The 25,426-nt window shown below is 41.1% G+C and carries 15 protein-coding genes; 6 read left to right on the top strand and 9 right to left on the bottom strand.

Annotated features, from left to right (window positions below; genetic code table 11):
* Window positions 1-487 precede the first annotated feature (487 nt).
* The 6 genes from G5B47_RS16185 to G5B47_RS25950 all read right to left on the bottom strand — a co-directional run bounded on the left by G5B47_RS16185 (window position 488) and on the right by G5B47_RS25950 (window position 11,950).
* On the bottom strand, window positions 488-5,227 hold the full coding sequence (locus G5B47_RS16185) for an ATP-binding protein (RefSeq protein WP_206107395.1): 4,740 nt from the start codon (window positions 5,225-5,227) through the stop codon (window positions 488-490).
* Window positions 5,228-5,631: 404 nt separating this feature from the next.
* Complete coding sequence (locus G5B47_RS16190) at window positions 5,632-6,624, bottom strand: hypothetical protein (RefSeq protein WP_165100008.1); 993 nt, start codon at window positions 6,622-6,624, stop codon at window positions 5,632-5,634.
* 121 nt (window positions 6,625-6,745) lie between these two features.
* A complete protein-coding gene (locus G5B47_RS16195; RefSeq protein ID WP_165100011.1) occupies window positions 6,746-8,416 on the bottom strand; it encodes an AAA family ATPase in 1,671 nt (556 codons plus the stop codon).
* Between the two features lie 4 nt (window positions 8,417-8,420).
* Window positions 8,421-10,172: an HsdM family class I SAM-dependent methyltransferase gene (locus G5B47_RS16200; protein WP_165100014.1), complete on the bottom strand. Its 1,752-nt coding sequence runs from the start codon at window positions 10,170-10,172 to the stop codon at window positions 8,421-8,423.
* Window positions 10,169-11,323 carry a restriction endonuclease subunit S gene (locus G5B47_RS16205; RefSeq protein ID WP_165100016.1) on the bottom strand — a complete coding sequence of 385 codons (1,155 nt, stop codon included), beginning with the start codon at window positions 11,321-11,323 and terminating at the stop codon, window positions 10,169-10,171. Before G5B47_RS16205 ends, G5B47_RS16200 begins: the two co-directional genes overlap by 4 nt.
* Before the next feature lie 456 nt (window positions 11,324-11,779).
* Window positions 11,780-11,950, bottom strand: a complete 171-nt coding sequence (locus G5B47_RS25950; RefSeq protein ID WP_165100018.1) for a helix-turn-helix domain-containing protein — start codon at window positions 11,948-11,950, stop codon at window positions 11,780-11,782.
* A gap of 609 nt (window positions 11,951-12,559) precedes the next feature.
* On the opposite strand from G5B47_RS25950, the gene G5B47_RS16215 reads away from it, so the two are divergent.
* The 4 genes from G5B47_RS16215 (at window position 12,560) to G5B47_RS16230 (ending at window position 17,089) form a co-directional block, all read left to right on the top strand.
* Entirely contained in the window at window positions 12,560-13,399 is an 840-nt protein-coding gene (locus G5B47_RS16215; protein WP_165100020.1) for a hypothetical protein, read from the top strand.
* Between the two features lie 111 nt (window positions 13,400-13,510).
* Entirely contained in the window at window positions 13,511-15,028 is a 1,518-nt protein-coding gene (locus G5B47_RS26060) for a tyrosine-type recombinase/integrase (protein WP_165100023.1), read from the top strand.
* A gap of 490 nt (window positions 15,029-15,518) precedes the next feature.
* Window positions 15,519-16,145 carry a tyrosine-type recombinase/integrase gene (locus tag G5B47_RS16225; RefSeq protein ID WP_165100025.1) on the top strand — a complete coding sequence of 209 codons (627 nt, stop codon included), beginning with the start codon at window positions 15,519-15,521 and terminating at the stop codon, window positions 16,143-16,145.
* Window positions 16,146-16,162: 17 nt separating this feature from the next.
* Entirely contained in the window at window positions 16,163-17,089 is a 927-nt protein-coding gene (locus G5B47_RS16230) for a tyrosine-type recombinase/integrase (protein WP_165100029.1), read from the top strand.
* Between the two features lie 165 nt (window positions 17,090-17,254).
* Here the strand turns inward: G5B47_RS16230 and G5B47_RS16235 are convergent, their stop codons facing one another.
* Together G5B47_RS16235 and G5B47_RS16240 are read right to left on the bottom strand one after the other, a co-directional pair.
* Window positions 17,255-18,331, bottom strand: coding sequence for an endonuclease NucS domain-containing protein (locus G5B47_RS16235; protein WP_165100032.1), 1,077 nt, complete (start codon window positions 18,329-18,331; stop codon window positions 17,255-17,257).
* Window positions 18,332-18,368: 37 nt separating this feature from the next.
* On the bottom strand, window positions 18,369-20,132 hold the full coding sequence (locus G5B47_RS16240; RefSeq protein ID WP_165100035.1) for a DNA/RNA helicase domain-containing protein: 1,764 nt from the start codon (window positions 20,130-20,132) through the stop codon (window positions 18,369-18,371).
* Between the two features lie 237 nt (window positions 20,133-20,369).
* Between G5B47_RS16240 and G5B47_RS16245 the strand changes: the two genes are divergently transcribed.
* On the top strand, window positions 20,370-21,821 hold the full coding sequence (locus tag G5B47_RS16245) for an NUDIX domain-containing protein (RefSeq protein ID WP_206107396.1): 1,452 nt from the start codon (window positions 20,370-20,372) through the stop codon (window positions 21,819-21,821).
* Window positions 21,822-22,289: 468 nt separating this feature from the next.
* The gene (locus tag G5B47_RS16250; protein ID WP_165100038.1) at window positions 22,290-23,555 is read left to right on the top strand and encodes an IS110 family RNA-guided transposase; all 1,266 of its coding nucleotides are present in this window, start codon (window positions 22,290-22,292) and stop codon (window positions 23,553-23,555) included.
* A 492-nt stretch (window positions 23,556-24,047) separates the two neighbouring features.
* Here G5B47_RS16250 and G5B47_RS16255 read toward each other — a convergent pair whose 3' ends face one another.
* Window positions 24,048-25,130, bottom strand: coding sequence for a hypothetical protein (locus G5B47_RS16255; protein WP_165100040.1), 1,083 nt, complete (start codon window positions 25,128-25,130; stop codon window positions 24,048-24,050).
* Window positions 25,131-25,426 lie beyond the last annotated feature (296 nt).

The following is a 25,426-nucleotide window of genomic DNA, read 5'->3' on the forward strand; positions in this document are numbered from 1 at the left end:
GTCCCCGGTCTGTCAAACTGTGTTTTATCAAGTTAACTCTCTTAATTTGTTACAAAATGTTATTACTAAAATTGAGCGAGCAACCTTTCAATTCATGTACTAGTTGGTTATCCGAAGATAATGAGCCCTCCCCCAAACGGAGGAGCCACCGCATGTAGGTAGCTCCTGATGAATCATTTTCACTTTCAAATTAGTTCTAACCCAGAACCCCAAATGTGAATATTCAAAAATATAACTATTAATTTTTTATTTCTGCAATAATGTTCTCGTGGCTGAAATCTAGAATGGCTTTGGGATTCTGATTATACCCAAGCTCCTTTCTTGTGTATTCTGATACACAACTTGAAAGGTACTTCATTAACAAAATGTCGGTGATATATTTTTTATTGTACAAGACCTCTGATACATCACCATTTATTGCCTTGACTAAATGATGAGTCCATATTCCATTTTCCAAGATGTCACTTGAATATGAACTTTGTCCTGGCTAACATGATAGAAATGTTGCAAAATGGGGGAACTCATTGGTAAGCATTAAAATTTCATCATCATTAATATTGGTAATTTGTCTACGTTCATTTTCATCCTTGAAGCTTTGCGCACAAGCATCTATGAAAATGAGTGCGTTTTTACAGTTGGATGCTAGTAAAGGATCAAGTAGAATTTTACGCAAAGAAACTGCAGTTTCTGAAATATGGAATGGATGCATATCATAAGTTGATAAGAAATTTGTGATACCATTATGGAAACCATGTCCAACATAATAAAAAACTAGACGATCTTCTTCTGATAATGAATAAAATAAGCCTTTTAAATCATACTCTAGACTACTTTTCAAAGCCTGTTCATCCACATACATATATATATCATTTTCATCTACACCCATTGATTTTATCAATACTTCTTTAAATTTTAGCGCATCATTAGTAGCATATTTCACTTTGGGCACTTGATTTTCTTCCCTATAAGAATAGTTCTCTATAGCAATAATAATAGCTATCGTTTTTTTATAATCAGAAACACATATTGTCAATTTACCATCAAGAACTTTATTTTCTAAGATGCTGTCAAACCCATCTCGTATATACTTTTGATTTTCAAGCAATATGTCACTGGATGCTTTTTCCGTTTTTATTACAAAAACTGAACTTTCCCCACTTTTAACCCAGTCATAAGTTACAGTTGGAGTCGGCGAAAGTAGAGAAATTGCTTTTTTCGTTGTAATTGAGATATAAAAGTCCGCACTTAGTCCTACAATTTTATTTACTGTAGGTGAAATTTCTTTAAGTCCAAAAATCAATGTTCCTCCATTTGTGTTTGCAAAGGAAGAGACAATTTTCGCAATTTTATGAGGACCATAAGGTATAGCATTAAAATCTAACACTTCAGACTTAGGTTCATTCAGAAATGTTTGTAAATCAGCATCTTTAAAATCAATATTCTCAATAGGTATTCTATTAATATTTGCTTTTTTCAGAAGTTGACCCAACGTAATTTGTTTAGGAGGGGTAATTCCATCTTCGCACCAAAGTTCGGCATCCACATATTCAAGAACATCAAATTCAGATTCATAAAAAATCAATACTTTATCAGCATCTGATGGCCTAGCTACTACAGTTATCTCATTACCATTTTTCGTAATTCCACTAATAACACTTTTTGCTATACCATGAATATGTGAACAATCGTATTCCGATAATCCTTTGAGATGTTCTATTACGTTAGTTACAGCTCTTGGAATACGTTCTTCTATGTATTTCCGTCGACTATAATCATGTTTCGTCATATGATAAAATGCGGGAGATATATCATTTTCGTTGCCATCAACCCCATTTTCCGCCAATGTATTTATTCCAGCTTCAGCTTCAAAATCATATCTCAATTCAAGAAGTTCATTTGGCAAATTGAACTCTTCCTGTATAAAATACTTTTGTATCTCGTTGACAGAAGACCTGAGTAAAAAATCCAGTTTTTTATCATGTCCCACCAGGTCAAAATAGTTGCACAAAACTTCAGATAACCTTAATAATACACTATTGGAATTCCAAGGATTAGTTACATGAAGACTGTTTTCATTAAAATGTATATTCACACTCTTAATAAAATTAATCCCTTTATACGTAATTTTAAGATCATCAGATTGATAAAAATTCATGGCTCCAACTTTACCTGGTAGTTCTTCTAAACATTTTTTTGTTTTATCATCACCATCTTCATTTTCAATCCAGATTTTTAAATATGGGATAACACTCTCCAATTTTGTTTTTAAGTCCGAACACTCTTCCTCTTGAGTGTGGATTAGTTCAAATTCACTTTGTCTCAATAATTGTATATTAAAGTACTTTAAGAATGTTTCTAGGTTAGGATTTTTTTTATTTTCAGCACTGAGCCTTATAAAACAATATTGATCTTGAAAAATAGCTTCATTTCCATCTAAGAAATATTTGAGAGTTGTGCATTCTGTAAATTGTGCATTCGTATTTAATAACAGCCCCGTACTAGCCCATTCTACAACTTCCGAAATATCATCACCGCTCCAATTAGTACATTGTGCTAATAAAACGGAGTAAACAGATTGAACCCTTTTGTAATTATCACTTTTTATATTCCCATTAACGTCAATATCTGATGATATTTTACCAAGTAAATCCAAATAGTCCGATAACTCAAAGTTTGTTCGAAAATTAAAGAGAGCCCTCCAATCTGCAGATAATCCGGGTCCGTTGAACACCTTCAAATATTTACCTGAAATTTCTTTTATATCTTCTGAATTAAGAAATACCGAAGATGCCGTTGCACATTTCCCTGAGAGAGTAGGAATACACTCAATGTTGTTAACAAACCATGGGATGTAGTTTTCAACTTTATCCCCGAATGTTTTTCCATGCATATGCTCGTAGCCCCAATATGCAGTTGCTAATGATTTAATCTCATCTGGGGAATAGTTTTCAATATAATCGGACCAAAATTTAATGGCGAACCTAGGGTTATTTTCTGTATATTGTATATAGTTAAGAGTTCTTAAGCCACGGAAGAAATCCACTCCAAACCCATATCTAAATACATTAAAAGACTCGCTATATTCACTTTTAATTCCATGAAGAATTAAATCTGATCTAAATAGTTTATCAGAGGTTACTAGTGTTGAAATGCCTTCTTGAACCCCGAGCATTTTAAAGAAACGTTTCCACTCATCTTTTTCAAGTTTATTTGAACAGTATGATTCATGAACAAAAATATCTTTTTCTAGAATTCTTTCAATTTCTAGCCTAGGTTTATAATAGTCTGAAAGAAAACATTCTTCGGCTGGGTGCAAGGAGCCTTTTTGAGTAAGCAACTTTAGTCTCGATAATTTACTTATCAATTCTTCTTTAAGAATCCCTTTGCAATACAAACTAAACAAGTCTCTTACTATTTGCAAGGCATTCTGATTTGTAATATAACCATCTACATTGGGTAAAACAGTCTGCGTTATATACGTAATATCTGTTTTTTCCCTTACTCCTAAGCTCTCTAGCCAATGTCTACTTTCTAAATCCTCGAGAAGCCATTTCTGTAAATCTCGATGCAAAAAGGATAAATCACTATAAGGATTATCCCAGTTTTGATCATCTGCTGTCGGAAAGCAGACTTGATATGGATAATTGATGCAATTTTTATGATCCCAAATAAAAGGAATTTTCATTAGTTCATCTTTTGAAATACCTTTATTTTGATCAGATTCACAAGTTTTTTTAAAATATTTAATGAGTTCAATATTATAAGAAATAGTATGGGTATCAGTGAAACACGTTGAGGTAAGAAAAGACTTGAGTTGCTTCCAGTCAAAATATGAGGAACCAAGCCGTTTAAATTCAGAGAAATAACCACAATTTTTAGCAAATTGTTTCACGTTATTCTTATCAATAAATTTCTTAATAGGTTCTTCTCCAATAAAAGATTTCTCAGATAAATAGGTAAAATCAACTATAGTTTCTTCAATTCTAATCAATTGTCCTTCTCTAGAAGTAACAAACGGGATATCTTTTAATGCTTCCTTTATCCCTTCATTAAATCTTTTTCCCAACTCGTCAACTGCGATATCATTAGGTATTAATTGATATGCTTGAAAGTGAACCTTAGTACGCACTAATTTTGCGATCCATTTAAAAATCTCAATGGCAATTGTTTTAAAAATCCATTGGTTCCATTTTGAATCCGCATGAAGCGATTCACGATTTGAAGTAGTTAGAAAGCTTGTATTAACAAGTACCGGAAGATGATACCTTTTCTCACCTGTTGGCAAATATGAATATAGAAGGTTTTCTTCTCTAGAGAGTTTAGTGACACCATTAACACCCAATTTTGCAGCTAAAGACAACTCTATAGAATCAGCATTTAATAATTTCTCAGGAATATTACGTTCATCTTGTAGAACAGCTTTTAAGTCTTTAGGAACAGTTAAACTAACAGTATTTATCAACCAATCGTTTTTTGAATTGTTGCCCTTATTCAATGTTACCTTATTTCCTATTCGATTGATTTCAACAGAAGTTAATTCTGTTATATCAAAATTAATTTCTGAAATATTTTTAAGAAATAAAAACATGTTTAAGTTTTGAGATAGGCTTTGTGCAGCTTGACTTGTCTCACTCGCATTCTTCATCTGAATTATCGTTGCAACACTTGCTTTCTTATCTTTAAGAAATTGATTGATTGGCTCTGGGATTTCTTTCCTCTCTGTATATATCGGTATTATCTGCCAAGGGAATTGAAATTTTCGCTCATTCGTTTTTTCCCATATTATCTTCGAATCCTTCCATTTCCAATCAAACGGATAGGTAGAATCGAATCTAAAATATTCATCTTTTGAGAATATTGTTACTTTATCGGATTGTCCAAAAACTGATTTAAAACCAATCCCTTTATACCCTGTTTTCGTCAAATCTGACTTTTTTGTACCGTTATTAACATTGCAAATTCCTTGAAGATCCCGAGGATTGAAGGGTTTTCCAGAATGTGCAACGACTAAGTTATCACCAAATATTTTTATCCATACTTTAATAGCTTTTCCCTCTTGAGAAGAGTCATCTGCATTTTGTAAAAGTTCATAAATAAATCGCTTTGAATCTGTATATAAATCACCAGATAATGCATTAAGTGAACTTGCTTGATTTACTGCTTGACCAGGATTTGCATACTCAGTATTGTCTAAAAAAATTTTTTCAATGTGGGTTTTTAAACTCATACAAATCACCTTCCGAATTCTATCTCTTGCGAAATATTATAAAATTCATAGAACTCCGGTTTCACTTTCACTTTCACTTTATACTCATGCCTTTATTCTAAATTCTTGCCGCGGCTTCTGCTACCCCTTCTTAGCTTAAGGTGATGTTCGATTTCTATTGAAGATGTTCATTCCCTTTCTGAAATTCCTCTTTCACCACTTTTTCCTTATGAGAAATGTACATAGCGCTGGTAATACTGAAGATTTGAACTACGTTACTTTGAACAAGTTACAGTCGGCTAAAGCCCTGATTTACTGGGGGTTTCATGTTCATATTATGTTCGTTTAGGCTTATTTTATTGGTTTAGGAGAGAGAGTCTTTCTCCAATTTTACAACAATAATAATTCCATAACGCCCTTCACCTTCACTCTTCTTCCAGTTCAATTGCCAGCATCTCTTCCCGCTCCAGGTCAATGACCTCCGTAATCTCCCGATAAAAGGCAGAAAATAGTTCTATGCGATTGATGATCTTTTCTACATATTTAGCGAGTAGATATGCATCGGGCACCGTTGATTTGGAACTCATTTTTGCTCTAAACAAATTGGTAAGTTTATCCTTCACAGCCTGTTCTGTCAGGGCTTTATTCGGGTCAAGAAAATCGCTGATTACGTCCTGCCGAATCGTTTCATACAAGCTGGAGTTAATTCTCCCGGACCAACGGTCGTTCAGCTCGAAGAGCGATACAAAATTTGTCACTCTAAAGCGGTCGTTCAACTCTTCTCTTTGCACACCTACCACTATCTTCTCGTCCGGTTCGGTTTGGTCAAGTTCGATCGTAATTGACTCAATGCCTGGACGATGGTAGGGAAGGAACAAAAACGCGAGCTGACCAGGTCCCCGATGAGCCTCAAGCGGATCCTTTGCACGTTTCATCGTTTGGTTGCAGACCTTGCAAAGCGGGATTAGATTATCTGACGACACGGAGAGCATCGGATAGATAGACTTCGTAAAATAATGATCAAGGTCCGCATGCCCGTCCTCGCTATCAACCTCTATCATACCCAGACATGCAGGACATACTTGATTGAATTGATTATCTCTCTTCCGATTCGCCTCAAAGAAACCTCGACGAACATGACGACGCAGTAAGTTCGGGTTCGCAAGCCCAACCATTCGAAAACCCGTAGAACCTCCTAAAATATCGTCGTATAGCGCTTCGAAGAACGGCTTAGCAATTTTCTTTACGTTGGCGGGTAGCCCCGGATAGGAGAATTGGTAATCAGCCCTTCCGAGCTGGACAGCGAATGAAATATCTGCTTTATAAGAATCATAGAGTAGTTTTCGTTCTAGCTGACTTAGAAGATACAGCCCGGTCAGTCCCTCTCGGATCGCTTTATAATCGAGGAACCACTCCACCCCTAGTCCCGCGAATGTATTATCAAAATTGGTACGATCAAAGGATGGACTCCGATCGGTCGCCAAATAATCTAGAACATTTTCGATAAAGAGACACACAAAGTCCAAATCGCTAGCATAATTACTCTTGTTCGTCTGGAGTAAGATTGTCGTCCCCTCCCCTCTGCTGATGCTCAAATTGCTCTAGCTGGCTGTGGATGCGGAAACGATAATAACCGGGTCCGACCTTCTTGGCGAGCTCTATGAGCTGGTCCTTGTTGTCCGACGAGAACTTCTCTGTAACAAGTCTCCTCGAATATTGTCCAATCGGAGAAGTGACGCCAAAGATACGTTTGGAGATATCGACACGGTTCGCCGCAAAGGTCGAGATCGCCAAGGAAACAACGCGGGTTTCCTTCTCCTTCGTCCGCTCCAGCAAGTAGAGCTGATCAGGATCGACATCCGTTAACAGCAAGGTGGAGTGGGTTGCTATAATAAACTCGTCGCGAGTCGTCCCATCCGGCGTAACTGATAGCTGATGCAGTAGCTCCACAAATTGCTCATTCCATGACTCATTGAGATGAATGTCTGGTTCGTCGAAAAGAAACAGCGTGTCCCCGCTAGCGGAGCGAGCCAACAGGACGAGCCCCAATCGACCTAACCAAAAATATTCGCCATCGCTCAGCGCTTTCTCATATAACAGCCTGTTTGATTGCTTATGCTTAAACACCAAGTGGGCATCCAGCAGAAGCCCTTCCCGCTTTGCGATGAGCAACATCGTCAATAACTCGAAAGGATGTGTGTCCAAGCCAAGGCCAAAGCAGTGATACGCGCCTTGTTCCAGCTCTGTAATAGGGAAATAAGCCACTCTTTCCTTGTGAGTCGTTGTGGTTAATTGGTGATCTGATAACGTCTCCTTTTGGCGGGAGATGCACCAAGCGTGGGAGACACTTTGGTCATCGGACTGTTCACTTTGGGTGCTCATCCAACGGACCAACGGCTGGAGACGCATGGAACGTGGTTTAGTCTCCACGTATTCCTTCAGCCGCATCTCATCAACGACAAATGTCATTCCGATAGGTACTATTCCGCCGATCATATCGAACAGCTTCTTTCGGAGCGCAATATATGTATGATCAAATCTGGACTCTGTATCGGAATTGATCGAGGGGATCGCAGCACAAAGACAGAGTAACACCAATGCTGATGTCTTCCCGTCGATATACAAATACGAAGCGTCGTCATATAAACGCTGTAGATTGACGAGTGACTGTTCGATTTCCAAAAGACTGAGGTCGTAATCCTGTTCTTCTTGGGCCCCGTGACGGGCATCGTAAATATCGCTCTTAATCGACTCCACAGGAGATGTAAGCAGTATGTCCTCGAACCCGTTTGTCGGGCCTGATGCGTATCCGATAATACGGCGCGGATGATATTCCCTGTATTGGCTGAACGGTTGTTTCCGCAAATTAAGGCGCGTCTTCTTCCCTTCCACATTCGTGAAATCCACCTGCAACCTTGATTCCAGATCCGCCGAATCGCTGCCGTCGTTCGGACGAGCCGCGATTGTAACCGGCCGGCCGTCAACATCCATCGTATACACGACTTCGAAGGCAAAACCTGGCGTTTCATCCTGCAGCATCCGAGTGAAGATCAACCCGATCGCTTCCAAAAGCGACGACTTCCCCACCCCGTTACGGCCGATGAGAAACCGGAATGGATCTTGACCGATGCTTCGCTCTACATTCTTAAAATCGATCCGAAACTCTTTCAATTGCTTGTACTCTTTAATATAGATCGATTGCAATCTCATGCCGTTAACTCCTTTTCAGCCGTTCGGCTTTCTTCCACAATAGGATCGTGACAGGCTTATGCGTCTGAATGATTCGCTCGTCCTCGTCAAATTGCTTCGGATAAAGCATTACTCCGGATGAAGTTGACTCCAGTAAGCCTAGTGCGTCGAACAGCTCCGTCATTTGATTTGCTTCCTGGACTCCAAGCTTCATTTCTTCCCCAAGCATCCTGTTCGCCCGTTTCGCAGCTTCGTGAATGGCTAAGGGCTTCTCGGATTCCATGTATACATCTAATAGAAGATTCTGTTGTCTCGAGAAGTGCTCTCGCAACACTTGAAGTACCGATGATAGCTCGGCCTCCGCTCCGGCAGTTCCTTCAAGAGCATCAGTATCCCGATCATTGACGTCGGGCCGTATTTTGTGATGGAGCTCATACAAATCCTCCATCTCGTTGTGGAGTTGCTTTTCAAGCTCAAATATTTCGTAAAGCAACCGACTCGGGTCGATGTGTTTTTTTGGGGGAAATAAACTTTGCTTATAAAGCGTCGCACCTAACTGACACTCGTTCTGAATTATTTTCTCAAGCGAGACTGTCCATGCATGTCCACCTTCAATGTCCGGTACGGTACCGGAATAAAGATATGTCCTCCATAAAGTAACGAGCTTGTCCCACAATTCCTCATCCGTGCGTAAACGAATCGCTTTTTGCTCAAAATCATAATACAATACCTCCTTAGCGAGAATCGCCCCATCGCTTGGACGAGTCAGCAACAAGATAGAGGTTTTCATGGCAGTCCCAGGGAAGAATCCAGATGGGAGGGAAACAACGCTATTAAGTTGATACCGTTCGAGCAAATGCATTCGAAACTCCACATCGTACCGCTGGGTGCTGCTTAACAGTCCTTCCGGAACGACAATCGCGCAATGGCCGCCTATTTTCAACAATGCCAAAGAGAGCTCGATAAATTGATAACTTCGCGTGCCTCGCTTCGCGTACTCCCCCATTGAGTACCACATCGGCTCTGTAACCCAATCAGACTTCTTCGTAAAAGGTGGATTGCAAATCACATAGTCATATCGCCCACGATACTCGCTTGGTAGGGCTAGACTGTCCTCGTTATGAATCCAATTATGAGACCCTTGTCGGAACAGCATGTTTATTTGTGCAATTCTAGCAAACAAACTCATGACCTCGAACCCATCAAGCCTAGCAATTTCAAACTCTCGTGTGTGTAGCTCATTCCATAAAGAAGCTAACAATGATCCAATTCCGCATGCTGGATCGCAAACGTTCAACCGACTATGCTGTATCGGGTTAAACTCTGCTAGTAATTTTGCCATCGTGCTAGCAAGCAAATGAGGAGTAGGCACAATGCCATGCTTGTTACCAATTGCTCGATTTAGTAACGCATCATAGAATGCTTCTGTAAGGGTATTGTCGGGAACCCAATCAAGTGCTGCATTCAAAAACATTACGAGCTGTTGCAGTGTCTTGATATCAAAGGGAAACTGAGAGGGAGGAATGTTTGATCCATTCGGAGTAAACCTCAACCACTTTTCCTGATACTCATCAATTGCAAGTTGATATTCCTCGCTCCGAATTAACTCCATCAAGTCATACCACGAATAGTCATCGCCTTCGAAGCTCTGATGTAGTCTTAAAAATATAAGGTAAGATAAGTGTTCAAACACAATAATGGGATCAGCCAACCCGCTGCGATTAGCAATTCTCCACAACTCCTCTGCTAGACGATGAATATCTTTTTCCGTTATCATTCGATTTCCTCACCTCGCCCATCTATCATTTCTGTTCCAAACATTTCCTCCATATAATTTATATATATAATGTTAAGCTTATGGAGCGCGTCCAGATTCGCATTCGCCATCCGTTCAGTCGCCCTCGCAATCGCTGCATACTCTTCTTGATCGATTTTTGATGGAACCACAGTCGGTAGCTGCTTGATCATATCTGCAATGCGGCCACGATCTCGGTATTGGAACAACGCTTCGGCACGCTGGTAATTTTCCTTAATGTACGCAGCTAAAAACTCTGAGGGAACACCTGGCAATGGCGTGACTTTGATCCACTCGTTCGAGATGACGACTGGGCGTTCCCATCGATGGACGAGTACCGATCCTTCGGTCTGCTCGCTTGCGTACCGATACCACAAAATATCTCCTGGCCCGGAAAACACGCCAGAATACTGGATCCGTTCATTGTAATTGCTTTGTACCTCCACTGATCGCGGCGTCTTCCTGAATGGATCAGGCCTTCCTCTCCAATACCACACACCTTCCTGCAGGAAATGTGCAGGAAGCTGACGGCCTACCTCGACGTGGTAAATCCAATCACTTAGCGTGCTTCGGGGTTGATACGTCGACCCTTTTACAATAATCGTATCATACTGGGCCTTTATATAATCTGACAACATGGTAATCAGCCGCTTGCGGCATTGCTGGATCTCTTCCAGCTTCGATAAAAATTCGACGATTTCACGCTGTATAACCAACGGAGGCAACGGGATGGGCCAGCTCTTCAACCGTCGCTGACTCCATCGGTCCGCCTGCTTCATTCGGTACCACCGCAACACATAAAACAAATATTCCGGCAATACGTCGCTTACATCTACACGCAAACCGCAGATTTTAATCTCTGCGAGTGCAGCTCCCTGCAGGAAGCCAACGCCGCGTGAATATCGACCCAAGGAAACGAGAATGGTACCTTTCGGATACAGCATGTACTCCTTGTTCCCTTCTGCATCTTCCAGAAGCGGATCGTCAACTGCGAGCATCGGATCATCCGCCAAGCTTTGGTGTCCAACGATTCTCTGCTCCCCTCGAACCCCCACGTAACAGCGCCTTCCGGTATTCGCTCCCATTGTGACAAGTTCTCCGAGCGGAACCTCCCGCCAACGACTTTTTTTCATTCCAACAATCCCCTAGTAAGAAAGTATATAACCTGCATTACCTCAGATATCTCGGACCATCTTATCACCTATCACCACGTTATTTACATAGGAAAAAATCAAGCCAAAAATGAAACGAGGAACATACATAAATGCACCGTTTCACAATGCATATCTGTTCTTGCTGCAAGTTCAGATCTGCGGCACGGCATTCATACCTATCAAAAAATGCTAACATCTAAATTCGACATGACTGCCCTAATTCCCTCTCCTTACCAATGTGCTTCAATTAATGATCACATGTCTAATAAACGGTGATTATTAGAACCGCCGCGGCACAAAAAAGCCCATTCCTAGAAATCAGAATGGGAGCATTATCAGTTATTATATAAAAGAGAAATATGGACAGAGGAGCAAGATGAATTGCTGTCCAAGGCGGCCTTGCGAACCGAAAAAGAACCTGATGTGCATCTAATTTCAGTAAATTTGTTGATTATTTAACCATTCTTCTATCATGTTCATGGGGAAAATGATTCTCTTGCGGACCCGAACATGTGGAATTTGCTTTTCACGAACCATTGTGTAAATGCTGTCAGTAGATACTTTTAAATACTCAGCGAGCTCCGACACAGAGTATACTTGTTGCATTTTATATCATTCCCTTCAAAATTTATTTGATATTGAAGTATCATAGAAAAAATAGTATAAAATTAATTGCGGGCCTCCTCTGCTCGCGCCCGTTCCTCACGGGTGGAGATCGACTCCCGGTCGGTAAGGCGCATCTCAAATGCGATTTTCGGTCATGTCCCTCTTGCACACATGACGATAAGGATGATCCCATACTACTTACGATCATGATATTTACGTATGGGATTAATAGGATGGTTTATCTTCGGAAGGGTTGCACAAAAAAATGCACTTTTTTTGTAAATAAGGATTCCATAGGCTTATTTCGTCATGGACTTTAATCCCCTTGTAAAAGTTATATATCTAATCTGTTGGAGTGTGTCCTTGGCATTATTCAGGTCAAGGTACAAATGAAAATATAATTTTGGAGTGAAACACTATGAAGCTTATGGCTGCACAGTGTTTTTTGTTTTATCCTGCTTTTCCTATGCACTATTCCCTTTAGTGGAGGTCGATTTTTATAGCAACAAGTCTATCCATCTATTCAACCTGCCTAAGAACTCTTAGTTGGACTAAGGGTTTCTATCAGGTATTTCAACCTGGGCTACCATTGTTATTGGTGATGATCCTATGACATTTGATCCAATAATGTACAAAACAAATCGCAGCGAGGTACATCAAGCCCTAAACGAATACTTAAATGCTCTCAAAATGGATAGCGAAAACCCTAGATTAGGTCTATTAGTAAAGGCTCGACTTAAAGTACTTGGTCTTTGTCACTATGAGTTGCTTATTCTGCAGAGTTCGATAGAACACTGGAAAATACTCATGAGCGACCCCAGCCTTACATTTAGACGCGAGTTATGCGCAAAGCTTTATAAGCTCAAAAATACGGATATCATGAATGAGCTAGAACTATCAAGCGGCGCTGTCAGCAATCTTTTAAAGAAATCAACGTTACCTATTTGGCCGCGGCCATTTAAACTCACTGTTCTCTTTGGGCATCCCTGGCAGCTAATCAATTATGAGAGCCCTGACCCTAATTCCTTACCTGAATCACCGGAGTATTTTGAAGAAGGTGTATCTCAACACGTACACCTTAAAGAATTGGCAAAGAAAAGATCAGAAGTATCGAGCATCCGTGGATATGTGATTGCAGATGCCCTGGAGCTGTTTAAGCAAGAATCAACAGCTGTTACCGGCCGATGGGTGACAACGTATCCTGAGTTCGACTACTTTGATTTTCATTTGAATCACGAACCGTTAATCGATAATGTGCTCCGGGGTGCCCTCAAGGAACTGTTCCCATTGGCTAAGCATGTTATTACCACCTATCGTCCATTCAAGCCTGAGAGCAAACGGGCGTTATGGGTTATTGTCCCAAAGGACGAAACCTTACCTTCCTATGCGGGGATGCTTCATGAATTAAAGGAATATCGAGAACGCACCGAATATCATCGGCTGAAGTAACAACAAATGCAAACAAACGATGGCCAAGTTTAGTTGAACTATGACATTTGAAACGCCACCCCATTCATGCCAACGCTAAGTAGCAAACAGACATGAATGGAGGAAACTCAGGTGAATTACTTCGAAAAGGCAAACCCCTCGAACCAAAACCCTCACCAGATCAACGATCTGGAACCTTCAGAAACCCAAGAATCTTTTCGGCAGAATTTTTCTTTTGCCGAAAAGATTCTTCCCCCTTCCGGTATATTTCCACCGACAAGTGACGAGCATGATATTAGGAAAGTCACACGAGAGAAGGTGGAGAACATGCTGTATGCAGAGAAACTGCAGTCCGAAAGTCATATTCCAGAGAGCCACGCTCGTTTGGGACCACAAGGTATCAACCTTTGGGTCTGGGAAAATAGAGTTCAGAGTGAAATCCAACCACTTCTTTTACAAGATTATTTAAAGCAAAACATGACAAACACGCCCCTAGTATTTTTCAGAAAATATGAACACGTTCGACAGTTGTTAGTTATTATTGCAAGGTTCTATCAGATAACTATTGATCAAGTTCAAAATGAACATCTGCTTAATACTGAGTGTCTTCAGTATGCAAGTGAGCATGCATCCAAAAGTACGCACTGTGCACACCTAATTCGTTTCTTAGTCAGAAAATCGATTCATGCTGGTTTTTTAAGTCAAGGAATTTCTCCTGCTAGTGATAAAACTCCACACCAGCGGTTAAAAATGCACCCACGAGTCCTCAACTATCAATCGCACCTTGAGGCAAGGGGCCTATCCCGTGATTATATTCGTCATACGGTTGCTAGTGTCCAACAACTTTTTGGCTGGCTCTGCGCCAATATCGGATTGTTCATGGGTACTTCCCCTGATCAAATTTCAATTTTACAAATTCAAAATGATCACATCCTTGCATTTCGGACCTACAAATTAAAACAGGTAACTGACGGAACTTGCAGTCCGGTAACATTTTGTCATCACATCTCTTCAATACGGTTGTTTTTCTACTACTTAAAGGAACGTTTTGGGTACGAACCCCCCCTTAAGCGTTTTCGGGCAATAAAGGCACCGCGGTACAACCCTAGAGACACCCCAACTAATCAGCAAATCGGGATTTATTTTCAAGTCGTGGACCGTTATTCAGCAGACCCTATACGTGAACAAATTGGATATCGTCTGCTTTTCCATCTTGGTTTGCGGTTGTCGGAAGCAGCAAATATCAAATGGAACGACATCAACCTTGGGACCCGCACCATTGTAATTCGAAGTAAAGGTAAAAAGAGTCATCTCCTACCTCTTGCCGGAACACTATTAGATCTACTACGGCAAAATCAAAATATGTGGTCATCTCAGTGTTACCTTCTTGGACATCATCCACAGTCCATTGCAAACCATTTATATCGACATTTCAAACTCTATGCCATGATTGCCGGTTGGCCGTTCCCAGGAGGGGTTCATTTTTTCCGGCATATCTTTATTACACGGTTGGCTAAGAAAGGAATACTGCCACAAGCTATGAAAGAATTGGCACGCGTCTCACGATTAGATACTGTCAGTTTGTATATACACTTGGGACGACAAGATAAATATATGATTAATCAAATCAATATGCTGAAATATGAGTAGAGGAGAAAAAACATGCCCTTGTATGATGACGCTGTCTCTAAAGAGGTTCTCCTCGAAGAATCCATCGCTCAGCTTGCAGATTAGTACGGACCCGATGCTTTCCAGCGCACCTTGTTTCGCTTTCTGCCCATAAACAGCAGTAACGACACAACGAAACCTCATGATGAGGTTTTACTGGAAGATGCAATCGCTCATTATTTTGCAAGTGATGCTTTTCAAAGTTTAGCTACGTCCTCACAACAAGCTTACCGTTATGAAATGGATTTATTTAGGAGGCACTGCCACAGTCAGAAGGGTATCAATCCAAATATCAGAGAGGTAGCCACTGCACTCTTTTTGACGGAATATTTAACCCCCGTCAAAAAGCTCAATACGCGCAGCAAAAAAGCTGCGTTTTTAAGAAGTTTCCTTGGTGAGGTGTTCGCACATTTCTACAATAGTAATATTGGCAAAATGAAACGAACCCTCTCCATTAAAACTGACCGAAATAATGAACCCCCGCGCTTTTACAAAAGAACAGCTGGATGAGCTCCTATGTAATGTCAGGCTTGGGCGTGAAGCACACCGCAATTTCACAATTTTATGGACCTTTTTGGGCTCCGGCATTCGACTAAGCGAATTACTTCATTTGCAGGTTGAGGATATTGTTCCTTCTCGGCAGGAAATTCTTGTCCGAGGGAAGGGAAAGAAAGGATACAAGCAGCCGAGCAAAATAACCCTTTCATCGCTTGAGATACTTTGCGCCTACGTGAAGTTTCGCTATGGTGGTGTATTGGAAAAACCGGATTACCCTAAGCTGTTTATCTTTTCTGATGATAAGGGGAAATCGCCTCTACATGATAGCACTGTTCAAAAAATGTTCGCTGCCTTAATCAGTGAGGCAAGCTCAATTCCTGAAGGCGACAGAAAACCATACCAACTTTCCGTTCATTCAATGCGGCATTCGTTCGCTCTGTTTCTGCTCGAGTCGGGTGTAAATATTTATACAATAAAAGAGCTAATGCGCCATGCATGGCTTAGCTCAACGGAAGTCTATTTGAAACTCTTTGACAGCATGTTAGTGAAGGCAATCGATCAGCATCCCCTAGCTCAGCTTAAAGCAAGTGATATCTTTTGACACTGGAGGAAGTCTATATGGGAATTCTGTTTCAGTCTAACTATTTTCAGTGCTGGAATGCTCATTTTACTTTGAGTAAAAGCACCAAAGAGAAGTATATCACTGCCCTAAAGCGGTTCGAAGCCTTCCTAATGAGTGAAGGCTTTGAAGGATCGCTTGATTTTAATCAGTTTCATGCCAGCCGTGATCATCCCAACAGGTACATTCCTATTCAGCGAGAAGTATTTGACCGCTTTGTCATTGATTTAAAGAAGAAAGGGTTATTAAATAGATTAATAGCAGAAACCATAACCCCATTAAGAGGTTTTTTTGATTTTCTTTACGAAATGGATCTAATTGATCATAATCCCCTTGTAGGTTATCCCAGACCTAAATTTGAAAGCCCAATTCAGAACACTTCTTTGTCCAAAGAAGAGTGCTATGCCCTTCTTAAAGCTGCCTTGCGAGAAGACCCATTTTACAGACAAGAATTTTTATTTATATGGTTCATGTTGATTACGGGTCTGCGTATTTCAGAGGTCCGCTTTCTTCAGCGGAAGCGGCTGCATTTAGAAAAAAGGATCGTACATGTATTTAAAGCACAAAAAACTGATAAACGTCCTGTGGCAATTCCAAATGATCTCAGAGACGAGCTGAAACGTTATACACAACATCCTGAATATTTGAAATATGCAAATCAAGGGGAAGAATACCTATTCCATCAACAAGGTAAATACATGACGATCCCATCGGTTAACCGGATGTTATCCGAGTTATGCTGTGATGCAGGGCTCACTCGACAAATACGTCCGCACGACCTCAGGCGAACAGCTGGGTATTTAATGCAGACCGCCGGCATGAATATCATTGATATTAAGAATCAGCTGCGCCATAAAGATGTTGCAACCACCTTACGCTATGTACCACCTTTGGCCGATTTGGCCAGCATACTCGAGGATATGTAGTTAATTCTACATACTATAAATAACCTCCACCCTTGTTTAGCAGATTGGGGAACATACCGGTTATCGACACTTCTAGTCAAACAAACACTATGCTCCTCCCTCTCCAATGTTAGTAGCTTTTTTAAGGAAAAATATAGCAATTAACCCAAACGTCAGATCGATTTCCTATTCATCGACTTCGAAAAACTTTGCCAATCTCTCTAGTGTGAATTGATTTCGTAGTTTGCACGCTGAGTTTTGATTAGCAAACATCCCCTTTTCCCAATAAGCCTGTGCTTTTGATACAGTTTTTTGCCACTCAACACGTACAATATATTCACATAAATCTGGATCGTCGATATCAATATCCATACTTACTTCCAAGTCCGCCTCAAGGAGTGATACTTGCTCACCTTCTATTAAGACCGTAAAATCCTTTATAGGAACTACTGTTTCTTGAACAATACCTACTCCGACGTAACCTGTTTTGGGAATGCAGGCAAAGACTCGTGAACCGGGGCTTAATTGACTTAGCGTATTACTATACCAACGTCCTTGGCCTGCCGAAATAAATCCATATTTCCTGCAATCCTCCCAGCTACGAAATTCCCCATCACCTAGTGAAACATAATAATCTCTACCGTTCCATGGTTGCTTTCCTGTTTTAGAAGTGTTTGCTTTACTACTTTGAGCCTCCACTTGGTTAGGGTCAAGTAACCAAGACCTAACCAAATATTCATTATCTCCAGCTTTAAGATAACGAAAGAATACAACATTTAATGGGACCCCATAACCATTTAAGTAGTTAATAATTCTTTCCGTTGCATTATCCAGCTCTGCAGCTACGATGATTAAATTATGACTCTCATTAAGCCTCTCCGGTAAATTCACCTCGTACTTCTCTGTAAATACCTCCTCGAAGGTTAACCCAGGATTCTTTTCATTAAAAATGCGAACAACATCATCGTAGGTCAATGTTAGAACCCAGCTGGCGTAATCCAAGGTTTGTGCTACTACTTCACGAGGGGTTTTATTACGTTTCAACTCAATGATGGTGAGATTGCCTTCCGAATTAATGGCTAAGACATCTATAATCTTACCAAAGGCTGTCATCACCTGCCGTCCTATTAATAGTAAGGATGAATCAATGATTCCAATATCCTTTGTGATCGCTTCTTCTAATTTCTGTTCAGATTCCATACTAGAAAAAGGCACACGCTCTAACGCTCCGTTTATTTTCCATACTCCCAATTCGATCGGCATACAACACTCTCCTGGCGAAAAAAATGAGTTCCATTAATTACATTCTCGGCCCATCTACAATTATGATTCCATCTCTTCCCCTTGTTAATAATACACGATAAGCATTTTGCTTTAATTGCTCCGGATGGTTTGCATCAGTTCGCAACTTCTTATAGGACCATCCGTTGGAGGTCCACATCAAATCCTCCCCCCAATACAAGATAGCCATATCCAGCTCCAAACCTTGTACCTGAAACTCCGATGCACCGTATCGCAGGTTTCTACAGTAGTATGCGGAATCCGGGTAATTGTAGTAAGCGACGTGAGGTATGGGTCTTTGATATCGCTCAGCCTTGGGTAAATGTTGTAGATTACTTGGGGCTCTAGCCCCTGAGGAAAGCACAACCCCATAAGTTTTATTGGTTCCTTCGTACATTCGTTGGACGTATTGAATGGCGTCCTCTATACGCTCCATATGTTTTATTGTGTAGCGATGGGCCTGTAGAGTTTTTTTAAGCTCCCTGCATTGTTCAAACTGGCCCTCTAATAACAACTCCACCCACTCATGATACATGGCCGCCGCATGAGTTCGGAGGGAAACATTCAAATGTAAATGACTATGGTCTATGTATCGAAATGTATGAGGGAACTGATCCTTATAATCCTTACCGTGAACAAAAACCTGTTTGTCTCTAATAGCCACGTTCCAAAGAGAAATTCCCCTCTCTTCTCCCAAATGGATGTGTTGTCCAGTTCCAATTAATCCGACCACAACTGACCACGGTTTGGTTTGGGCAATTTCTATGATAACCTCGGGCTCACTAACATCCCGCTTCATCTGCGTAGCATCCCAAGCACGTTGTGCTTCATCAAATATTATGATGTGCTCCTTTGGAACTTTTCTTCGATTGAGATAATCCATCTTATAACCATACAAAGATTGTACAAATGCTTTTGTTTTAAGAGTGTCCTGTAGAACATCTACTAGAGGACCATTACCCGAAACGTAGACTGCATCCTGCAACTCGTGTGCGAGGGTCAATCCAACGTAAGTCTTCCCGGCTCCAGGGACACCTGCAACAAGCACAAGATGATGACTTCCCTCTTGTTCTGCCTGTTCAGCAATGTGAACGACTTCTTGTAGAACAGACTCGAAATTACTACTTTTAATTGAACGAATTACCGGTAATGGTTCATTACGCATGATAGATTTAGCCGATTCAATGATAGAAGGTAACGGCTGAAAGATACCTTCAACAAATTCTTGATCTACTATTGGTAAAGTACCATCGGATTTAGCAATTACAGAATGAATTAATTTGGCAAGACCACCTCGCCCTACTCGATAGATCTGATAGGCTTCAATTCCTTGTAAAGGATAAGATAACTCTTGAGTTATAACCAAGGCCCCTCTTACTTTGAGACTGCACTCCTGAACTGCAGAGTGATATTCTTTCAAGTCGCGGACATAGAAGGAAGCCTGATTATATTCTGACTCATGTATTTCAACATACCGCTTAAACTCCAAAACTAGAAGCTCACCCGGTAGTAGGACGAGGACATCTGGCCTTCTGCCTTTCTCACGTGGTAATGAATACTCCCAAATGAGTGCGCCTTCAATCGGAGCAAGCTGCTCCAGTTCTCCACGCAAAAAAGTAATACTATCATACCAAGCATCAACCTGGGATATATGTTCTTGATTATGATTTCTAAGTTCTGTTTCCGGCTGTTCATAAACGTATAAACAAAGCTCATGAACAATGTCCTCTGGTTTTTCCTGAATGAATTCAATAATAGATCCTTTCCATCCATATGTCTTCATAGTGTCCTCTTTTCATAGAAGAAGGTCAATAATATCCGGTTGCACCTCCAAATTTATCCTATCCAAATCATTACATCAATACTATACCATTTGATCAAACATATTAAACTGATATTATAAGTGTTAGGTACTACTAAACTAAGTATTATAGATATGCCTGTAATCACATTATCATAGGTCTTGTTAAATCAACTGAAAACTTAAATCTAGATATGCTATACGAATAGGAGAAACTTTATGTCGATAGAGACCGCCGTTGATTTCGTAGTCGATGAAGTTGAGGCACCTGCCCTCGAACATCCAATGCTTGAAAAAGAGTTCAAAAATAAGGTAACTCGTTCTAAAGTTATTGTACATCGAATAAAGAAAGTGGGAGATCTGAAGCGTTACCTACAACGCTTTGAATTCCCCGCAAAACCTGGTACGAATGCATTGTACGACCGATTCAAAGAGTTAGGTTTAAAAACATACGAAGACCTATACCCAGAGTTTTGCCTGAAGTTCGCCTCCGAAATTGACGATGTCACTGTTTTGGATGACTTTGTAATCGGAAGACATTATACCTCCTGGGATATTTCAATATTTGCTCAAACATATGACACTCAGGCAGGCATTTACTTAATTGGAGATCGACCCAACTATCAAGCCATCTTCATTAAAGCTACGTTAGAAAACGGAAAATACCCAAACAAGTGGATTATTCCAAATGAAAAACTTCAATATTACTTCTATTCACGTGAGGGAGTCTTTAGTGAATCATACGCATATAATGCTGCAATCATTGATTCCAAGAACACTGGCATCCCCATATATGTGTTTATTAACCGAGAATCTGTGCTTCATCTCACTGGTATCTTTGAGTTTGAGTCCGCTCATGCTGACTCTGACAGTGGCTCAAAATGGTTTGTTTTAAATAAGAAGAACTCTCTTAGTATTAAACGAGCAATAACACCTAAGGAGTACAGTGAGGCAACTGCTAAAGAAGTTCATGCGGCAAGGGAAACGGACAAGGCTTTGCGCAGGGAACGTTTGAAACATGCCGCTAAGATCGCAGGATCTGTACAAGTCGTGACAACGGCATATAAGAGAAATCCGGATGTCATTGTGGAAGTGCTTTTGCGCTCAAAAGGGTGTTGCGAATTATGTGGTAAACCTGCTCCTTTTATTCGGGAGAGTGATCTTACCCCCTATTTAGAGGTTCACCACAAGATTCCTCTTGCCGATGGTGGGGAAGATACCGTTGATAATGCGGTTGCAGTTTGCCCTAACTGCCATCGTGCTGAACATTTTGCTGCTGATGTAAAGACGGTAACGGCGGGGATTTTGATCGAAGACGATAAGGTATTAATTGCCAAACGCGGAGGAACAGGTGAGACGGCCGGCAAGTGGGAACTACCTGGAGGGAAAGTAGAGCCAGGAGAAACCCCAGAGCAATGTCTGCGACGTGAGCTTCTAGAGGAGCTACAAATTGGAGTTAGAGTAGGTAAGTATGTGGGGGAGAGCGTATATCCCTATAGCCAAGGGATTATTCGTTTGATGGCGTATCGCGTAAAGAAAATTAAAGGTGAGATACAACCTACGGTTCATGACGAGGTGCGTTTGGTTTCTCGAAATGAGCTCGATCAATATGATTTCTTACCAGCGGATGTCCCACTTATTGCAATCCTTCGGGAGCGGATGAAACCTTAATTTGTTGAGGGGGTGTTTAGTGTTTTCTAGTACCATAAAAACCTACACCGTCGGCAGGTTTATTAACTATAAGAACATGGGCAATAGCCTCCTACTAGAGATTAGTTATTTCCCTAAGTTCCCTTTTTAGTAACGTCCCATAAACAAAACGATGGCATAATGATAATATGTTGTAGGAGAAAAATAAAGGTTTAGACTGGACTCGTTGATTTAACGTAATTTATGGAAGGCAGAATCGTTAGCTTTTAAGAAATAAGTATTAGACTCCCCCCCATAATAATAAAAGACAGTCTATAGACTTGGAAATAAAGTCGTAGACTACCTCTTATTATTCAGCTATCGTTTCCCGTTAGAATTCCTGTAAAGCGAATAATACGCTCTTTGCAAAAAAACGAGCGCCTCGGTACGATGGGGTTGCACACGAGGTCATAGCCTCAAAAAGCCCATCTTCTAGGAGGTCACTCTACTATGAAGTTTAAAGCGCAGGATAAACAAAATCAACTCATTGAAAACATTTCCTCATTACATTTGGTCCTCGGCGTAGATATTGCGCAGGAGTCTCATGTCGCCCGGGCGGTCAGCTATCGAGGGATTGCACTGGGATCTCCGCTGGAGTTCGGCAGCCATGGCGAAGGTTTTCAATTGTTCAGCTACTGGATTCAAGATCTACTCAAGTCTTACAAGCTGAGCAAAGTCATCGTCGGCATGGAACCCACTGGCCATTACTGGCTGAGCCTGGCACGATGGCTATCAGGCAAAGGAATTGAGGCTGTTCTCGTGAATCCCCACCTCGTCAAAAAGAACAAGGAAAACCGTGACAACACACCATCTAAGAGTGACCGTAAGGATGCACTTGTCATTGCCGATATGGTCAAGAACGGATACTACTCCCCTGTTCGGTTTAACTCCGAAGCCTACGAGGAACTTCGGATCCTCATGGCTAACCGTGATACAGTCACAAAACGGCTAAACAGTGCCGTTAACCAGATCCACCGCTGGGTCGACATTGTATTTCCGGAGTTGCGCCAGGTCTTCAAGATTCTCACCTGCACGAGCGCGATCGCCACACTCAGACTCTTTCCTTTACCGCAAGAAATCTGCCGGTTAACAACCGAACAAGTTCTTGCCGGCTGGAAGCAGTATGTGAAACGGCATGCTGGTGTAAAGCGGGCAGAGCAGCTCATTGCCCTAGCTAAACGTAGTGTTGGCGCCACGGAGGCTCTCCACGCATACAAGTTACATTTGGGGCAACTCCTTGAGGAATACGACCTCGCCCAGCGCCAACTAGAACAGATTGAGCATGAGCTCCATCTCATCCTCGGGCGAATCCCCTACGCTTCGAAATTGCTTGAAGTCCGTGGTTTAAATGCAACTAGCTTGGCAGGCGTGTTGGGCGAAGCCGGCGATCTAAGCGGCTATGCGCACGGCAATGCCTTACTTCGTCATGCAGGGCTTAATCTCGCCGAAGCCAGCTCCGGGAAATGGCGTGGAAAAATGGTACTCAGCAAACGCGGCCGTCCGCGGCTCAGGCGTTTCCTGTATCTCATGGCCATGTGTATGGTGATGACTAACCCGGATATTAGGGCGCTTCACCACCATAATGTCGAGGTAAAGAAGTTGAAGAAAATGAAGTCCATTATGAAATTGTGCGGTAAAGTCGCCCGCATGCTTGTCGCGTTAGCTAAGGGAAGCGAAGCCTACGACTCAACGAAGGTCTTCCCTCAAGCAGCCTAGGTCACACTTTCGCCGGTTGATGTATTCGCAGGATGACAAGAAGCACGGGGTATCGGAAGACATTACGCAAAAAGGCTCGGACCCGTTCCGTTAGAAAGACCGACCTCCACCCCCTTAGCAAGATGTGACGAAGGAATGAAAGGGCGCAGACCCGTTGAGACATGGGAGTGAGAATCGCTAGGGGCGAACTGGAGACGTGCAGGATATGGAACAAACTGGGGATAGTTCCTTCCCCTTTATTCCCGCATGCCCTTTTATTGCCCCAAGTGTCGATCCCCACCTCTGGTTATCTTCTTTCCCACTTTGCCAAAGGTGAAATCCTGCGAATTCATGAGTCTGAGCGAGGATATTGAATCATTTCGAGGGAGCTTAACCACAAATAATATGTTCAGCTTCAGAAACTGACTATTTGTCATATGTTCCAATGACCTTTAACTAGCTTCCTTAATGTATCGTGTGCTTGATCACCGCTCTATTCTGTCGGATAGTCTATTAATCAAGAACACTAAAATCCATTTTAGAAAATAATGTTTCTAATGGTATTCCTTGTTTCTCGGAATATTCGACTAGGCTGGGGACTAAAGGCCAATCTGCACCTTTACTGGTCACATAGTAATAGTCCCGATTGTCTTCGTTGTCGTGGTAGACAAAACCAGCTTGTTCTAAGACAGTATATTCCTCAAATAACGCTTGGCTGCTCATTCGAAGGTGAGACTCTACTTCTCTGACGAGGGCGACCCTATCTTCATTAAACGGCCTCCCTGATGGCCTAGAACGTTCTAGAATGCCCGTAAGAATTTCCCTTGAATTCTGCGTTAATTTGCTTAAATCTAAAAGGTATTGAATGATACTCGCTTTAGTTTCCTGCAACTCATCGGTATTTAAGTTCCAATGTAAGATAGTATTCATCTGAGCTGCGGTTTGAGGTTCAGTGTAGCGGTACTCTTTTCTTCTCGCCAAGTAGCCTTCGGCGGTCTCATAGTCATTCTTATTTAACGTTTCGCTTAACATTCGCTTTAATTCTTCAATGTTATCGCGCTCATATGCATACCGCTGATATTCAAGATTAAATTGTGTTTCATCCAGCGTATTAAGATTTGTAAAGAGTGCAGCGGTATGGTCGGGTCCAAATACGCAGTGATAATTAGTTTTCAAGCTGCTTAACTCGTTGATTAAGTGGCTGATTTTCATTGCGTAATTATTGGTTCCGTCATGTATTGGACTACAGATTAAGATGTAATATTTATCTAATGCATGGTAAAACGATTCCGCGAGCTGCCGCTTTACTTTGGATTGAAATTCTTGTTCTGAAACGTCATGATGGCTTTTAACCTGAAATCCAATTTTGCAAAAGCCTTCTATTGTTAAAAGAAGGTCTACACCGTGATCATTCAAGGCTTGGGTGATTTCGAGATGGATGTTTCCTCCCAAGAATTTTTTGTTAGCATCAAGGTAATCTCTTAATTCTTTAACCAAATCATCATGCTTTTGACCGTTAAATATTGAGGTTTGCCTGCTGTCTATTCCTCGGTTAAGTAAGATTGTGAGGCCTGTAATAACTTGTTGTTTCTCCATGGTTTCCCCCGATATGAACATCGCATCTCAATTTAGTATACACAATTTACTTATCATTCTTGAACATAATTGTTTCCCTATTTGAAATAGGACTAATTATTTACTATGGCCTCTACTGCTAAAATAAATCTTATTGTACGTTTAGTAAATTGTAAAATAAATTACTCTTATTCCTATGGATTACAATAATTTACTTGTCATATTTTGCTCAATGATAACTTTACCTCAATATTTTTAGAAAAGCCAGGTAACTGTTGCTTTAAAATAAAGATTGATTAAATTGACAATAATAACCC

The organism is Paenibacillus apii, from assembly GCF_011043685.1.
GTDB classification, from domain to species: Bacteria; Bacillota; Bacilli; order Paenibacillales; family Paenibacillaceae; genus Paenibacillus_AQ; species Paenibacillus_AQ sabinae.

What these genes read in the sequence shown, in the direction of transcription:
- G5B47_RS16185 (WP_206107395.1), bottom strand. Translation starts at nt 5,227, where the DNA reads ATGAGTTTAAAAACCCACATTGAAAAAATTTTTTTAGACAATACTGAG.
- G5B47_RS16195 (WP_165100011.1), bottom strand. Translation starts at nt 8,416, where the DNA reads ATGAGATTGCAATCGATCTATATTAAAGAGTACAAGCAATTGAAAGAG.
- G5B47_RS16200 (WP_165100014.1), bottom strand. Translation starts at nt 10,172, where the DNA reads ATGATAACGGAAAAAGATATTCATCGTCTAGCAGAGGAGTTGTGGAGA.
- G5B47_RS16205 (WP_165100016.1), bottom strand. Translation starts at nt 11,323, where the DNA reads ATGAAAAAAAGTCGTTGGCGGGAGGTTCCGCTCGGAGAACTTGTCACA.
- G5B47_RS25950 (WP_165100018.1), bottom strand. Translation starts at nt 11,950, where the DNA reads ATGCAACAAGTATACTCTGTGTCGGAGCTCGCTGAGTATTTAAAAGTA.
- G5B47_RS16215 (WP_165100020.1), top strand. Translation starts at nt 12,560, where the DNA reads ATGACATTTGATCCAATAATGTACAAAACAAATCGCAGCGAGGTACAT.
- G5B47_RS16225 (WP_165100025.1), top strand. Translation starts at nt 15,519, where the DNA reads ATGAACCCCCGCGCTTTTACAAAAGAACAGCTGGATGAGCTCCTATGT.
- G5B47_RS16230 (WP_165100029.1), top strand. Translation starts at nt 16,163, where the DNA reads ATGGGAATTCTGTTTCAGTCTAACTATTTTCAGTGCTGGAATGCTCAT.
- G5B47_RS16235 (WP_165100032.1), bottom strand. Translation starts at nt 18,331, where the DNA reads ATGCCGATCGAATTGGGAGTATGGAAAATAAACGGAGCGTTAGAGCGT.
- G5B47_RS16240 (WP_165100035.1), bottom strand. Translation starts at nt 20,132, where the DNA reads ATGAAGACATATGGATGGAAAGGATCTATTATTGAATTCATTCAGGAA.
- G5B47_RS16245 (WP_206107396.1), top strand. Translation starts at nt 20,370, where the DNA reads ATGTCGATAGAGACCGCCGTTGATTTCGTAGTCGATGAAGTTGAGGCA.
- G5B47_RS16250 (WP_165100038.1), top strand. Translation starts at nt 22,290, where the DNA reads ATGAAGTTTAAAGCGCAGGATAAACAAAATCAACTCATTGAAAACATT.
- G5B47_RS16255 (WP_165100040.1), bottom strand. Translation starts at nt 25,130, where the DNA reads ATGGAGAAACAACAAGTTATTACAGGCCTCACAATCTTACTTAACCGA.